This is a genomic window from Bariatricus sp. TF06-38A (assembly GCF_027690675.1).
In the GTDB taxonomy this organism is placed as follows: Bacteria; Bacillota; Clostridia; order Lachnospirales; family Lachnospiraceae; genus Allocoprococcus; species Allocoprococcus comes.
In genome coordinates, this window is the sequence record NZ_JAQFCE010000021.1 from 15000 (window position 1) to 29072 (window position 14073).

Here is a 14073-nt window from a genome sequence, read left to right on the forward strand (position 1 = left end):
TAATCTCCTTTTCTTTTTTTGATAGTATATTTGATTTCTTTTGGTTAACAATATTAGTAACTTTTACTGATATTAAGATAACATATACATTTGTCTTTGTCAACTATAATTGATAAGTTTTTTCAAAATTTCTGAATTTATACCACATAGTCAGGATTTTCTTAAACAATCACCGCAGATACCGTAGAAAAGCATGGTGTGTGATTCAATCTGACCGTCGAAACTTTCGGATGCGAGCTGGTTGATCTTATCCATGTGATCAAAATCCATATCAATCATTCGCTTGCAGCACTTGCAATAGAAATGATAATGCGGATTGGTACGTGCATCAAAACGATCGCCGCCATCGGGTGTTGTAATTTTAATCGCCTCGCCTATGTCGGCAAGCAGATTTAAATTGCGGTAAACGGTTCCGAGACTGATATTCGGGAATTCTTCTTTGATATGCATATATACAGTATCCGCCGTTGGATGTGTTGTAACAGAGGAAAGATAATCCTTAATAGCCTCACGCTGTCTGCTGTATTTTAAATTTGCCATTGATGTCACCTCCTGCAAAAAAGATAATAATAATAATTACTAAAATTATATTATAATAATATTCTTATAATGTCAATAAAAAATTGTATATTGAATAAAAGAATAAAAAATGGAAATACTGTTAAGCGAGATGTAACAATTTGTAACAAATATGACGAAAAAACAATGCATATAAAGAACGGTGTAGAACTGTGTAATACGAAATAAATGAGTAAAACTTGACAATGTGAAATTTGATTGATATAATATCACCGTAACAAATGTAACAATTCTGTAACATTTACAAAAGATAAGAATACATGAAGGAGGGAGATTTATGCATTCAAATCTAAAAAAAGGATTGTTCCTGGTTACTTTTCTGGGGATGACAGTATCTCCGGGAATTTCGGTTATGGCAGCAGATGGGGACACCGCAGAAGCTGCAAAAATGCCGGGCGTAGGGATAGAAGCGGTGTTGAAGGATTTTTATTCTCAGAACAGGGAGATTAAAGCTGAGGATTATCTGGTACCGGAAAATAAGGGCGAGTATTTAGATATGGCATTTGCCAATGTAACGAGTTTTCTGTATGTCAGAAGCGAACCGACAAAGGAAAGTGAATATGTCGGAAAGCTGTATCCGGGATACGCGGCGAAGATCACAGGTCCTGTGGGAGAATGGACGGCAGTCGAGTCGGGAGATGTCACCGGATATGTAAAAACAGAATATATACTGACAGGAGCAGAGGCGCAGACGTATGCGGAGAATCTGGTAACGGAAGCGCAGCAGGAAGGAAAAGAAGAAGCAGAAGCATTTACCTATGCAGTGTCCAGAAAATCCGAAGAAGCGCAGATGACGCAGGAAGTCCAGGGGAATGTACAGCAGATGGAGACTACCGAGGTTTCCGCACAGCCGGCGTCAAATGGACAGGCGATCGTCGATTATGCATGCCAGTTTATTGGGAATCCGTATGTCTGGGGCGGCACAAGTCTGACAGATGGGGCAGACTGTTCCGGATTTGTACAGTCTGTATTTGCACATTTTGGAATCAGTCTTCCGCGGACAACGTATGACCAGATCAATGCCGGCGTGGAGGTAAGCTATGATCAGGCGATGCCGGGAGATCTGATCTGTTATGATGGCCACATCGGAATTTATATTGGGAACGGTCAGATCGTCAATGCACAGAACCCGGAACAGGGAATCGGGATTTCACCGGCGACTTATACGACAATTCTTTCAGTAAGAAGAATTGTGTAAAAGCCTGGAAACACAAGTGAAAGCAGGCATTTGAAAAATACGAAAATGCTGAATATCCGTGGGTTATCCACATTGTCCACATAAAAACATACGTTTTTTGTGGAAAACGGGGAAATATTTTACAAAAGCAAAGAAACCTTAATATCCGAGCAATACAGTCGGATATTAAGGTTGTTTTTTGGGATAAATGGTATTATAATAAGGGATACGAAAAGTAAAGGAGGAAGAAAGATGGCAGTCGAAGTAACAAAAACAATGACAATTGGCGAATTGCTTCAGGTAGCTCCACAGACAGCACCGGTTCTTATGGAAGTTGGAATGCATTGTCTTGGATGCCCGGCTTCACAGGGTGAGTCTCTTGAAGAAGCAGCAATGGTTCATGGAATTGATGCAGATCTTCTTATCGCAAAGATCAACGCACTCTTAGCAGCTGAAGCATAGACCGTGAATAAATAAAAGATATAATTTAACGGGGACGACAGATCATTAATCTGCCGTCCCCGTCTTTTTTCGCCAAGTTAAAAATTGTGGATTTGTCTGTTATTTAAATGAAGTCAGAGTCTGTATTGCGTTTTTGGCAAGGATCATATCACAGTGTTCTTCCAGAAATGCAAGTGATATACCACCACCCTGTTCCGGTGAACCATACTCGGAGAGCATATTACAGATACGGTTAAAATCAGAAGACGGATGCTCTCCCTGTGCAAGTGTCAGGATGTACATGTTCTCTGCTTCATCCTTGTAAAGTGTGTTCGGACCATCATACATCTCGACTAAAAAATGACTGGCATGAATCACACTGTCAAGTCTTGAGAAAGAGAAAAGCCGGACAGGTGGAACGGAAGGTTCAGCAGGAGCTGCTTCTTTGGCTTCTGAAGCAGGAGCCTGTTCCTGGACCGGAGTATCGGCAAGTGCTTCCGGGTTCTCCGGGAGCTGGGATACAGCTTCTTTCATCTGGCGGAGAATGTCGAGAAAATCTTCGGCTCCGTCAAGCTTTTTCAGATGTTCCAGCACGGATTTGTGCTTATCAGCAGCTTCGTCCGCAGGAGTAGGTGTGAATCTGGAAAAACGGGTATCCAGTTCATCAGGATCATCAACTTTGGTTATATTCAGAACAATAGAATCACCGGCGGTCGGGATTGCTTCGATCATCAGTGGCAGATTGTCACTTTCGAATCCAAATTCAGAAGCGGCCTGCTGCATCATCTCGCGGAATAAAGACTTTGCCTTCTCGGAGCCGTAAGCAAGCTCGCTGAGCTTTAACTGTCTCTGGGCGAGATCATCACGGGTAAGTGTGCAGCGAATCTGATTATCATTTATCTTTTCTATCTTCATAAAGTATCACTTCCTATTCAATCAAAAATCTATCTGAACAATTACTAATAGTATAAACAAAAAACGGAACGATGTAAACAAAATAAAAAATAAAAAATGCTTGCTTTTTTATAAACTCTTTCTTATAATGGCGTTACAGGAAAATAAGACAGACCAGTCAATCGCACAAATCTTGAATTTATCATACGCATTTCGCACACAGCGTACAGAATCAAGTACATTCAGGTCATATCAGACGATTTATCAACAGAACCTAACAATTGAACCGAAGTATGGACAGTGATCATTTTCTTGTCATCGGAAAAAGCACAGGAGAAGTAATATATCACAAGTGTTGCCTTATGGTCGCTTTTTGCCGTAAAAACTGTCTGACTCAAGGGGGAAATATGGACGAGCAAGAGAAAAAGTATCAGGATTTATTTACGGAACTGACAAATTATGAGCGTAGCGGTGTCCGGATGCAGATAAATGGCTTTCCGGCAAGTCCGCTTCAGATCGTGTCAGCGCATATGGTAAGAGAAGAAAGTAATTATATGCGGGATTATATTCTGGATGAACAGGGAATGATCCGGGAACTGGATTTTAACAGTATAGGAACAGACCATTCACAGGTGGAATGAAAAAAGCAGAGCCCCTCGCCAGGACATGACCTGTGGGGAATGGAAATAGCTTTCAGATGTGTACAAATGTCAGATATATGTGGTATAATAACCTAAAGTATGCGCATATTACAAGCTTAGTTAAGCTGTGAAAATATGCTGCAAACAGGAGGTGTCATGTGGACGAAAGAAGAATGACCAATGAGCAAAGGGAAAGAGAGCGCAGACGCAAAGCTGCGGCAGCAAGAAAAGCTGCTGCAAGATACGAGGATCCGGGCGTAGGTTATCAGAGACGGAGAAGAGCAAGAAAAAGACGTCGCCGTGTCAGAAACGTGTGTATTGCATTGCTGGTGATCTTTATAGTTGTCATTGGGCTTGCCGGTGGAACAATATACTGGATAAAGTATGGGCCGACAAAAGAAACCTATGATTTGAATAAATATTTTGGAATTACGGCAAAGTCGCAGATGGGTGTAACGATCAACAACGAGGTACTGGATGCTCAGGCAATTACAGAAGGCGGAACTGCATATCTGTCTTATAACCTTGTACAGGATTATATCAGCGATCGTTTTTACTGGGATTCCAATGAGCATATACTTTTGTATACACTGCCGAGAGATATGGTAAAGGCAGCGGCAGACAGTAAGGATTATTCTGTTTCAGATACTGTGAACAGTGAGGATTATACAATTGTAAAGACAGAAGGAGATACAGCATATATTGCACTGGATTTCCTGCAGAAATATGCAAATTTTGACTACGAAGTTTATAAAGATCCGGCAAGAGTCGTGATCACCAGTAAGTTTGGAGAGCGTCAGATGGCAAAGGTTAAGGATGATTCCCAGGTAAGGATTCTGGGAGGTGTAAAAAGTCCGGTGCTCGAAGAAGTGAAAAAGGGAGATAAGCTTACGGTTCTTGAAGATGTAAGTGACTGGAAAAAAGTCTGTACAAAGTCCGGAATTGTCGGGTATATTCAGAAGTCAAAGCTGAAGGATGCCAAGAAAGAGACAATCTCAAGAGAATTTGAGGAACCGGATTATACAGGAATCAAGAAAGATTACAAGATCAATCTGGTATGGCATCAGGTCACAAGTGAAGCTGCCAACGAAGGGATTGAAGATGCGCTTGCAGCTACAAAAGGACTCAATACGATTTCCCCTACATGGTTCAGTGTAACGGATAATTCCGGAAATATCAGTTCCATTGCAAGTACAGACTATGTGGATTATGCACATCAGTGTGGACTGGAAGTATGGGCGCTGGTTGATAATTTCGACCAGAATGTAGACGATATGGAGCTGCTCAGTCATACTTCAAGCAGGGAGAATCTGGAGAATCAGCTGGTAAATGCAGCACTTCAGAATGGAATTGACGGAATTAACGTGGATTTTGAACAGATACCGACGGATGTCGGAGATCATTACATTCAGTTTATCCGGGAGCTTTCTGTGCTGTGCCGGGTGAACAATCTGGTCCTTTCTGTAGATAATTATGTGCCGAAGGGTTATAACACACATTATCACAGAGAAGAACAGGGGGTTATGGCAGACTATGTGATCATTATGGGATATGATGAACATTTTGCCGGTTCCTATGAAGCAGGTTCTGTGGCATCTTACAATTATGTAAAAGAGGGAATTGAAGAAACCCTGCGGGATGTACCGGCAGATAAGGTGATCAATGCAGTGCCATTCTATACAAGGCTGTGGAATGAGACACCGAAGACGGACGAAGAGCGTGCGGAAGATCAGGGAACCGAGGCTGAAAGCTATTCAATGAAAGTTACCAGCGAAGCACTTGGCATGGAAGAAGCGGCACAGCGGGTAAGCGAAGCCGGAGCAACTGTGACATGGGATGATACGGCGAAGCAGAACTATGCAGAGTGGCAGGGAGATAACGATTCAACCTACAGGATCTGGCTGGAGGATGCTTCTTCACTTGAAGTCAAACTCGGACTTATGAAAGACAATAATCTGGCAGGAACGGCGGCATGGAAACTTGGATTTGAGACTTCCGATATCTGGGATCTGATTCAGAAATATGTAAACTGATTACATAATGAGAAAGGTATAGAAAAGAGCTTTCCACGCATATATTTGTAAAAATATATGCAGGAGGCTCTTTTTTGAATAAAAAAATCAGTGAAATAGTAAAAAGGGGGAAAACTATTTTCAAGAGCAAAATAAAGTGGATTCTGGCTCTTATTTTACTGACGGGATGTATTTATGGCAGCTATACATTAAGCAGGTATACCGAGGCGGATCAGGTGGAGGCAAAGCAGGCTCAGGTAATCCTGGATGCCGGACACGGGGGAAGTGATCCGGGAAAAATCGGGCTGAATAACCTTCTGGAAAAGGATATCAATCTGGCAATTACTAAGAAAGTGAAAAAATGTCTGGAAAAGGAAAAGATAACAGCAGAGCTTACAAGAAAAGAGGATAAAGGGCTTGGAACAACAGGAGACGGAAGTAAAAAGACAGAAGATATGCAGGCAAGAGTGAAGATGATCAACGAGACGAAACCTGTCCTTACAGTGAGTATCCATCAGAACAGCTATGAAGACCCGGAAATTCATGGAGCGCAGGTGTTTTATTACAGCCATTCCCGGGAAGGAGAGGCTGTTGCGAAGATCCTGCAGGAAAGTTTGCAGGAGATTGATCCGGAAAATCACAGGCAGGCAAAAGCAAATGAGACCTATTATCTTCTGAGGCGGACAAAAGTGCCTACGGTGATCGTGGAATGCGGCTTTCTGACTAATCCGGAAGAGGCAGAAAAATTGTCGGGAGAAGAATATCAGGAGCAGGTTGCAGAAGCTGTTGCAAAAGGAATCGCAAAATGTCTGGAATACCTGAACGAGTATGGAAATTAAAATTGCCATGCCATGTGGATAATGCTATAATGAAACACATGGAAACAATAATAAAAAAAATAGACAGAAACCAAATAGATCAGGTGATTATGGAAGAAGCCGGTTCAATCCTGAAGAACGGCGGTCTGGTGGCATTTCCGACAGAGACAGTCTACGGACTGGGGGCAAATGCGCTTGATGAGGAGGCAGCGAAAAAGACCTATGCAGCAAAAGGACGCCCGTCAGACAACCCGCTTATCGTCCATATTGCGAGACTGGAGGATCTGGGTGCGATCGTTGAATCTGTACCACTTATTGTAGATGAGATCGCGGCACATTTCTGGCCAGGGCCACTTACGATGATTTTCAATAAGAACGAAAAAGTTCCGCTGGGAACAACCGGTGGTCTGGAAACGGTCGCTGTGCGTATGCCGGATGATGAGATTGCCCGTGAGCTGATCCTTGCAGGAGGCGGATATGTATCAGCACCAAGTGCCAACACATCCGGAAGACCGAGCCCGACGACAGCACAGCACGTGGCAGAGGATTTAAGTGGCAAGATCGAGATGATCCTGGATGGAGGAAGTGTAGATATCGGAGTAGAGTCTACGATTCTGGATATGACGGTGACTCCACCGATGATCCTGAGACCGGGAGCGATCACAAAAGAGATGTTAAGTGAAGTGATCGGTGAGGTAGCTGTGGATGAAACTTTGATTTCAGAGAACAGCACAAAAGCACCGAAAGCACCGGGAATGAAGTACCGTCACTACGCGCCGAAGGCAGAGATGATCATTGTTGAGGGAGAGCCTGAAGAGGCTGTTCGGGCGATCAAGCAGATTGCTTACGAGCAGGTAAGACTTGGATATAAGGTGGGGATCATTGCGTCTAATGAATCGGTTGATCAGTATACGACCGGTGTAGTAAAATGCATAGGTTCCCGTGTGAATGAAAAGACGGTTGCGAGAAACCTTTATAAAGTCCTACGTGAATTTGATGAAGAGGAAGTTGATTATATTTACAGTGAAGCATTTCCGGAGGCAGGTATCGGAACTGCGATCATGAACCGGCTGGGCAAAGCAGCAGGACATCATGTACTGCAGGCATCTGAGATCACGAAGCTTCAGGATTACCGCAGGATTGTATTTGTGAGCAACAGCGCGAACTGTCGTGCTCCGATCGCAGCAGCAATTCTGAAAAAGCAGCCGCTTTTCCAGGAATATGAGGTGTGTGCGAGAGGACTTGTGGTTCTCTTCCCGGAGCCGCTGAATCCGAGAGCAGAAGAACTTCTGGCGAGACATCATATTGAGACAGAAGGATATGAGACTGTTGCATTATCAGAAGAGGAATTTGGGGAAGATACGCTTGTTCTGGCAATGCAGGACAGTATCAAACAAAAGATACAGAATGATTATCCGGGAAAAGGACAGGTTTATACACTATGTGAATTTGTAAATGGAAGCAAAGAAATTCCGTCTGTATATGGTCAGACACAGGAACAGTATGAGCAGATGTATGAGCTGATCCAGGGGTATGTCAAAAAACTTGCCAATAAGTTAAACGAGGAGGCAAAAAACAAATGTCAAATGTACACGTAATGGATCATCCGCTGATTCAGCACAAAATCGGGATTATCAGAAGAGAGGAAACAGGTTCAAAGGATTTCAGAATGATGATCGGTGAGATCGCAATGCTGATGTGCTATGAGGCAACCAGAGATCTGAAATTACAGGATGTCGAGATCCAGACACCGATCTGCAAGATGACAGCAAAAGAGCTTGCGGGAAAGAAGCTTGCTGTTGTTCCGATCCTGAGAGCAGGACTTGGAATGGTAGAAGGTATGCTTGCGATGATTCCGGCTGCAAAAGTAGGTCATATCGGTTTGTTCCGTGATCCGGAAACTCTTGAACCGGTAGAATACTACTGCAAACTTCCGGCTGACTGTGAAGAAAGAGAAGTATTTGTAGTAGATCCGATGCTTGCTACGGGAGGATCCTGTATCGCAGCGATCCAGATGCTGAAGAACAGAGGCGTAAAAAATATCCGTTTTATGTGTATTATTGCAGCACCGGAAGGAGTAAAGAAGCTTCAGGAAGCTCATCCGGATGTTGAAGTGTATATTGGAGCATTGGATGAAAAGTTAAATGAACATGGATATATTGTTCCGGGGCTCGGAGATGCCGGAGACCGTATTTTCGGAACAAAATAGAGGAACCGATTATGAGTGGAAAAAGACAGGATTATATTTCCTGGGATGAATATTTTATGGGAGTTGCCATTCTCTCGGGAAGACGGTCAAAAGATCCGAATACCCAGGTGGGATGCTGTATCGTAAGTGCAGATAACAAAATTCTGTCAATGGGATACAACGGTCTGCCACGAGGCTGTTCGGATGATGAATTTCCGTGGGAACGGGAAGGTGAGGATCCGCTAAAGACAAAGTATGTGTACACCGTACACAGTGAACTGAATGCAATCTTGAATTACAGTGGAGGAAGTCTTGAAGGAGCCAAACTTTATGTATCGCTTTTTCCGTGCAATGAATGCGCAAAAGCGATCATTCAGAGTGGAATCAAAGAAGTAATCTATGATTCAGACAAGTATGCAGATACAACTTCTGTAAAAGCATCTAAAATGATGTTTGACTGTGCCGGGGTGCGATATCATCAGTATCACCGGACCGGGCGAAAAGTGGAAATTGAATTATAAAAGATATGTGGAAGTGCCATTGGACTGCGAAGTGCAGACAGTGGCGCTCTTTTTTTCATAGGAAATTCTTTTCAGAGGTAAAAAACATATCTGTGTGAAAAAGTTCATAAGATAGAGCAGGAGGTGGCGGAGCATGAAAAGAAGAGGATCATGGCAGATAAACTTTATTGTCAGGGCTTTGACAGGAATGGGCAGTATTTTTCTGGTCAATCAATGGATGGACTATAGAAACATTCCTGTTTCTGTCGGACTAAATGTCCTGTCATTTTTTGTGTCCGGATGTCTTGGAATTCCGGGAGTTGCCATGCTTTATGGGATTATGTTTTATCAGTTTATGTAGGTGTTGCGCAAAACGTTTTTTTCTGGTTTAAAGCTATGGACAAAGGGAAAAGTGGCGCATATAATACGTCTTACAAGAGAGGCAAAGCAATAAGTTAGAAAATCAAAAAATCAGTTTCAGCAGTATTTATATTCTGATAAATACTGTGTCAAAAAAGGAATGCAAACGTGTTCCGTCATATGCCATTCGGCATTTGATTCAAAGTTTGAAAGAAAAAGGGCGGACATGCCGGAAAGGAGCAGAGCAAAGAATCGACAGAGAAATTTTAATTTGTGATCCAGAAGAAGAGTATGTCAGAAGACTTGCGGAGGCGCTGCTTTTGAAAAAAGAGGTGACAGCAGGAGTGCGAATCTGTTCGTCGCCGGAAATGGTACAGGAGTTACTGAAGATTGGTCTGATAAAGGTATTGTTGATCAGTGAGGATGTTCCATATGAAAAAAGAAAGCAGATTTTTACCGGGAAGAGAATTATTCTGACGAGACAGCATTGTGTGGATCTGGGAGAGGAGGAAACGGAGCTTCGGAAATATCAGCCGGTTGACGGACTGATGACCGGGATTTTAAAAGGACTTCAGGAGGAGAAGTTTCCGGGATCGTGTGCGGATAACGGAAATGGAAGAATCCTTGGAGTATATTCACCGGTTCACAGAATTGGAAAGACAACGTTTTCACTGAAACTTGGGAAAGCACTGGCACAGTCAGAGGACGTGCTGTATCTGAATCTGGAAACCTATGCAGGCATGGGAGGATATTTCCGGGATCAGGATTCTCCTGATCTGGCAAATGTTCTTTACTATGCAAAACAGGAAAGAGATGATATCGGGATACGGATTGCATCCATGGTAAAAAGAATGGGTGATCTGGACTATATCCCGCCAATGAAAGTATGGACAGATCTTCGTGCTGTGCATACAGAGGAATGGAAAACTCTATTTGAAAGATTGATCAGCCAAAGTGTATACAGCGTGATCATTCTGGATATCGGAAATGGGATGGAGGATGTGTTTCAGCTGTTAAGGCTGTGTGACCAGATTCTCATGCCGTGTGCGGAGGATGTATATGCGATGGCAAAAATTGCGCAGTACCAGCATATGTTGAAGGTACTGCGGTATCAGGAGCTGGAGTCGCGTACCATGTATATCAATATGGGGAAAAATATGCGTCAGACAGTAAAAGAAACAGTTGAGTTATTAAAAGAAAGTACAGAAAAGAGGTTCTTCTATGCGGAGGGCAGAACAACTTCATGAAGAGATTCTGGCGCAGATGGATCTGTCGAAGGAAGCAAGCGATGAAGAGTTGCTGGAACTGATCCACAGGATACTGGAAGAAAAATCGAAAGAAGAGTTCATTCCGCTTGGAGAAAAGGCAATTCTCGGGAGAGAGCTTTTTAACGCGTTCAGGAAGCTGGATATCTTGCAGGAGCTGATCGAGGATGAAGAGATTACGGAAATTATGATCAATGGAACGCAGCCGATTTTCATCGAACGTAACGGAAGGATTTATGAAACCGATAAAAAGTTTCTTTCAAAGGGAAAGCTTGAAGATGTGGTTCAGCAGATGGTAGCAGGCTGTAACAGGGTTGTCAATGAGGCAACACCGATCGTAGATGCGAGACTGGAGGATGGATCCAGAGTAAATGTGGTGCTGCCGCCGGTTGCGCTTAATGGACCGATTGTTACGATCAGAAAGTTTCCGAAAAGCAGGATTACGATGGAGACGATGATCGATACAGGCTCTATCGGAAAAGAAGCGGCGGCAATGCTGATCCAGGCTGTGAAGGCAAAGTATAACATTTTTATCAGCGGAGGGACAGGATCAGGAAAGACAACCTTTCTGAATGTATTGTCGGATTTTATTCCGAAAGAAGAACGTATTATTACCATTGAGGACAGCGCGGAACTGCAGATCACAGGGATTTCCAATCTGGTGCGGCTTGAAGCACGGAATGCAAATGTAGAAGGAACAGGGGAAATCAATATCCGTGATCTGATCAGGACAGCGCTCCGGATGCGACCGGAGAGGATTATTGTCGGTGAAGTCAGAGGAGAAGAAGCACTGGATATGTTACAGGCGTTTAATACAGGCCATGACGGGTCGATCAGTACCGGTCATGCGAACAGTCCGGATGATATGATGAGCAGACTGTCTACAATGGTACTGATGGGGATTAAACTTCCGCTGGAAGCAGTTATGCGTCAGATCGCTTCCGGAATCGATATCCTGGTACATCTGGGACGCCTTCGGGACAAGAGCAGGAAAGTATTGGAAATCATGGAGGTATTGGGATATGAAAAAGGAGAAATCAGGCTTCAACCGTTATTTTCCTTTCAGGAGACGGGAAGTAAGGATGGAAAAATCCAGGGGGAGTGGGTGAAAAGGTCCACACTTACACGGACGGAAAAACTTATGGCGGCAGGGTATCAGCCGGAAGGAGTATGCCCTGGCGATAACGGAAAGCATTCTTCTGGTGTTTCTGATCGCCATGCTGTTCTATTCAAGACTATGGATGATGGCAGTGCTTTTTCCTCTGGGAATGAAGTATTACGAAAGGATGATCTGTCAGGTAGAGGAAAAAGGGAAGAGACGTTTTGAAAGACAGTTCCAGGATGCGCTTCAATCATTGGAAGCGCAGCTGAATGTGGGATACTCTATGGAGAACGCGATCAAAGAGGTACAGAGAGACCTGCAGATCATGTATGACAGGCATACACTTATTGTACGGGAATTTACGTATATGGTAAGGCAGCTGAATCTGAACGTAACCGCGGAAGCTGCCTGGAAGGATTTTGCTGCAAGGGTAGCACTTCCGGAGGTGGATACATTTGTCACTGTATTTTCCCTGGCAAAGAGGAGCGGAGGCGACAGTATTCTGATCATTAAAAATGCGGTTAGACAACTTGGTGATAAAGCGGAAGTGAAAAGAGAAATCGATACCGTAATTGCAGCGAAAAAAATGGAATTTCAGATTATGTCAGTGATTCCTTTGGGAATTATTGGTTATATGCGTCTGAGCTTTCCGGAATTTATGGCGGGGTTATACGGGAATCTGCCAGGAGTGGCTTTTATGAGTATTTGTCTTGGAGCTTACATTGCTGCCTGGAGACTTGGATGCAAGATTGTGGAAATCGAGGTATAGAAATGTGGTTTTGTATCGGAATGTATTTCTTTCTCGGAGCTTGTGCATGGATGTATTTCAAGAAGAAATCACTTTTCAGAAAATGGGACAGGCTTCTCAGGCGGATATTTTTTTTGATGTTGGCGGTGACAAGTCTGGCATTTTTGTCGGAAATCGTGCAGAAGACAGGGACGGAAAACTCTGAAACCATGCAGATAAAGCGGAACGGGTACGGGGAAGGACAAAAAGAAGCGGCGCTTTCTATGCAGGTTGAAGGAGAAAAAAAGCAGGATATAGAAATTCGTGTGTCACCGAAGATTTACAGTGAAAAGCGGCTGGAAAAGGAGTTTCAGAAAGCGAGGAAAGAGCTTGCAAAAGTGATTTCCGGGGAAAATAAGGATCTGTCGCATATAAAGACAGATCTGGATCTGGTAACAGCATTAGACGATTTTCCGTTTTCGGTTTCCTGGGAACTTAGCAGATATGATGTAATGGATTCGCTTGGAAGACTGGATCAGGAAAAAATCCGGGAAGAAGATCCGGAGAATCAGGGGATTGGGATGAATATTACCGGAGTTCTGCATTATGAAGATAAGGTATATCCGTGTGAGATGGATCTTGTTATTTTTGCAGGACAGGAGAAAACGCTTTCCACGAAAGAGCGGGTTCTGGAACTGGTAAGATTACAGGACAGTGCTACGAGGCAGAAAGCATATCTTACACTGCCACCCAGTCTGGACGGAAGAAAAATTGCCTGGACAGAGGAGAAAGATTCAAAAGTGATTCCGATTCTGATGCTCGGAATGGCGATAAGCATTCTGCTTGTCGGAAGAGAAATACAGAAAGAAAACAATCAGAAGAAGACGAGAAAAGAGCAGATGATGCTGGATTATCCGGAAATTATCACAGAGTTTACGATGCTGACCGGTGCCGGAATGACAGCAAAAAATGTGTGGAAAAGAATTGCGGAAGACTATGGAATCACCAGAGGAAAAACGGGAAGAAAAAGAGAAGCATATGAAGAAATCTGGAAAACCTGGCAGGAAATGAAAAGTGGGATTCCGGAGATGGAATGTTATGAAAGATTTGCAAGAAGATGTGATCTGATTCCGTATATGAAAATGGGAGCACTTCTTTCACAGAATCTGAAAAAGGGTGCAAAAGGAATTTCTGAAATGCTTCGTATGGAGGCAGTACAGGCACTGGAGGACAGAAAGAGCAGGGCGAGACAGCTGGGAGAAGAGGCAGGAACCAGACTTTTGATCCCAATGCTTTTGATGCTGATCATCGTGATTACGATCGTAGTTGTACCGGCATTTTTGTCGATCCAGGTGTAGGAGGTGAGAGA

At 43.4% G+C, this 14073-nt stretch carries 15 protein-coding genes; 13 read left to right on the forward strand and 2 right to left on the reverse strand.

The genetic code is table 11. The annotated features are described in order from the left end of the window. Positions 1–150: 150 nt before the first annotated feature. A complete protein-coding gene (locus tag PG418_RS14065; RefSeq protein ID WP_008375549.1) occupies positions 151–540 on the reverse strand; it encodes a Fur family transcriptional regulator in 390 nt (129 codons plus the stop codon). 316 nt (positions 541–856) lie between these two features. On the opposite strand from PG418_RS14065, the gene PG418_RS14070 reads away from it, so the two are divergent. Together PG418_RS14070 and PG418_RS14075 are read left to right on the forward strand one after the other, a co-directional pair. Beyond that, entirely contained in the window at positions 857–1777 is a 921-nt protein-coding gene (locus PG418_RS14070) for a C40 family peptidase (protein WP_368282379.1), read from the forward strand. A 231-nt stretch (positions 1778–2008) separates the two neighbouring features. Further along, positions 2009–2218: a DUF1858 domain-containing protein gene (locus PG418_RS14075; RefSeq protein WP_022220329.1), complete on the forward strand. Its 210-nt coding sequence runs from the start codon at positions 2009–2011 to the stop codon at positions 2216–2218. A 99-nt stretch (positions 2219–2317) separates the two neighbouring features. Here the strand turns inward: PG418_RS14075 and PG418_RS14080 are convergent, their stop codons facing one another. Next, positions 2318–3112: an adaptor protein MecA gene (locus PG418_RS14080; protein WP_195412760.1), complete on the reverse strand. Its 795-nt coding sequence runs from the start codon at positions 3110–3112 to the stop codon at positions 2318–2320. Positions 3113–3498: 386 nt separating this feature from the next. Here PG418_RS14080 and PG418_RS14085 point away from each other — a divergent pair, with 386 nt between their 5' ends. The 11 genes from PG418_RS14085 (at position 3499) to PG418_RS14135 (ending at position 14062) form a co-directional block, all read left to right on the forward strand. Further along, the gene (locus PG418_RS14085; RefSeq protein ID WP_195250361.1) at positions 3499–3732 is read left to right on the forward strand and encodes a hypothetical protein; all 234 of its coding nucleotides are present in this window, start codon (positions 3499–3501) and stop codon (positions 3730–3732) included. Between the two features lie 173 nt (positions 3733–3905). Then, a complete protein-coding gene (locus PG418_RS14090) occupies positions 3906–5765 on the forward strand; it encodes a glycosyl hydrolase family 18 protein (protein WP_498837559.1) in 1860 nt (619 codons plus the stop codon). A gap of 74 nt (positions 5766–5839) precedes the next feature. After that, positions 5840–6583, forward strand: coding sequence for an N-acetylmuramoyl-L-alanine amidase (locus PG418_RS14095; protein WP_498837546.1), 744 nt, complete (start codon positions 5840–5842; stop codon positions 6581–6583). Positions 6584–6621: 38 nt separating this feature from the next. Next, on the forward strand, positions 6622–8160 hold the full coding sequence (locus PG418_RS14100; protein WP_498837560.1) for an L-threonylcarbamoyladenylate synthase: 1539 nt from the start codon (positions 6622–6624) through the stop codon (positions 8158–8160). After that, positions 8142–8771, forward strand: coding sequence for a uracil phosphoribosyltransferase (gene upp / locus PG418_RS14105; protein WP_022220333.1), 630 nt, complete (start codon positions 8142–8144; stop codon positions 8769–8771). The genes PG418_RS14100 and upp overlap by 19 nt, the downstream gene beginning before the upstream one ends. Before the next feature lie 11 nt (positions 8772–8782). After that, positions 8783–9271 (forward strand): deoxycytidylate deaminase, encoded by a 489-nt coding sequence (locus PG418_RS14110; RefSeq protein ID WP_008375533.1) that lies wholly within the window; start codon positions 8783–8785, stop codon positions 9269–9271. Positions 9272–9404: 133 nt separating this feature from the next. After that, positions 9405–9611: a pro-sigmaK processing inhibitor BofA family protein gene (locus PG418_RS14115; RefSeq protein ID WP_008375529.1), complete on the forward strand. Its 207-nt coding sequence runs from the start codon at positions 9405–9407 to the stop codon at positions 9609–9611. 145 nt (positions 9612–9756) lie between these two features. Continuing rightward, positions 9757–10857 (forward strand): P-loop NTPase family protein, encoded by a 1101-nt coding sequence (locus PG418_RS14120; RefSeq protein WP_498837547.1) that lies wholly within the window; start codon positions 9757–9759, stop codon positions 10855–10857. After that, positions 10832–12202, forward strand: coding sequence for a TadA family conjugal transfer-associated ATPase (locus PG418_RS14125; RefSeq protein ID WP_498837548.1), 1371 nt, complete (start codon positions 10832–10834; stop codon positions 12200–12202). The genes PG418_RS14120 and PG418_RS14125 overlap by 26 nt, the downstream gene beginning before the upstream one ends. Next, positions 12162–12746: a type II secretion system F family protein gene (locus tag PG418_RS14130; RefSeq protein WP_498837549.1), complete on the forward strand. Its 585-nt coding sequence runs from the start codon at positions 12162–12164 to the stop codon at positions 12744–12746. The genes PG418_RS14125 and PG418_RS14130 overlap by 41 nt, the downstream gene beginning before the upstream one ends. 116 nt (positions 12747–12862) lie before the next feature. Beyond that, positions 12863–14062: a type II secretion system F family protein gene (locus tag PG418_RS14135; protein WP_195502271.1), complete on the forward strand. Its 1200-nt coding sequence runs from the start codon at positions 12863–12865 to the stop codon at positions 14060–14062. Positions 14063–14073 lie beyond the last annotated feature (11 nt).

Coding starts and splice junctions, on each gene's coding strand:
- upp (WP_022220333.1), top strand. CDS start 8,142: ATGTCAAATGTACACGTAATGGATCATCCGCTGATTCAGCACAAAATC.
- PG418_RS14135 (WP_195502271.1), top strand. CDS start 12,863: ATGTTGGCGGTGACAAGTCTGGCATTTTTGTCGGAAATCGTGCAGAAG.
- PG418_RS14075 (WP_022220329.1), top strand. CDS start 2,009: ATGGCAGTCGAAGTAACAAAAACAATGACAATTGGCGAATTGCTTCAG.
- PG418_RS14090 (WP_498837559.1), top strand. CDS start 3,906: ATGACCAATGAGCAAAGGGAAAGAGAGCGCAGACGCAAAGCTGCGGCA.
- PG418_RS14100 (WP_498837560.1), top strand. CDS start 6,622: ATGGAAACAATAATAAAAAAAATAGACAGAAACCAAATAGATCAGGTG.
- PG418_RS14065 (WP_008375549.1), bottom strand. CDS start 540: ATGGCAAATTTAAAATACAGCAGACAGCGTGAGGCTATTAAGGATTAT.
- PG418_RS14115 (WP_008375529.1), top strand. CDS start 9,405: ATGAAAAGAAGAGGATCATGGCAGATAAACTTTATTGTCAGGGCTTTG.
- PG418_RS14085 (WP_195250361.1), top strand. CDS start 3,499: ATGGACGAGCAAGAGAAAAAGTATCAGGATTTATTTACGGAACTGACA.
- PG418_RS14080 (WP_195412760.1), bottom strand. CDS start 3,112: ATGAAGATAGAAAAGATAAATGATAATCAGATTCGCTGCACACTTACC.
- PG418_RS14110 (WP_008375533.1), top strand. CDS start 8,783: ATGAGTGGAAAAAGACAGGATTATATTTCCTGGGATGAATATTTTATG.
- PG418_RS14125 (WP_498837548.1), top strand. CDS start 10,832: ATGCGGAGGGCAGAACAACTTCATGAAGAGATTCTGGCGCAGATGGAT.
- PG418_RS14070 (WP_368282379.1), top strand. CDS start 857: ATGCATTCAAATCTAAAAAAAGGATTGTTCCTGGTTACTTTTCTGGGG.
- PG418_RS14130 (WP_498837549.1), top strand. CDS start 12,162: ATGATCTGTCAGGTAGAGGAAAAAGGGAAGAGACGTTTTGAAAGACAG.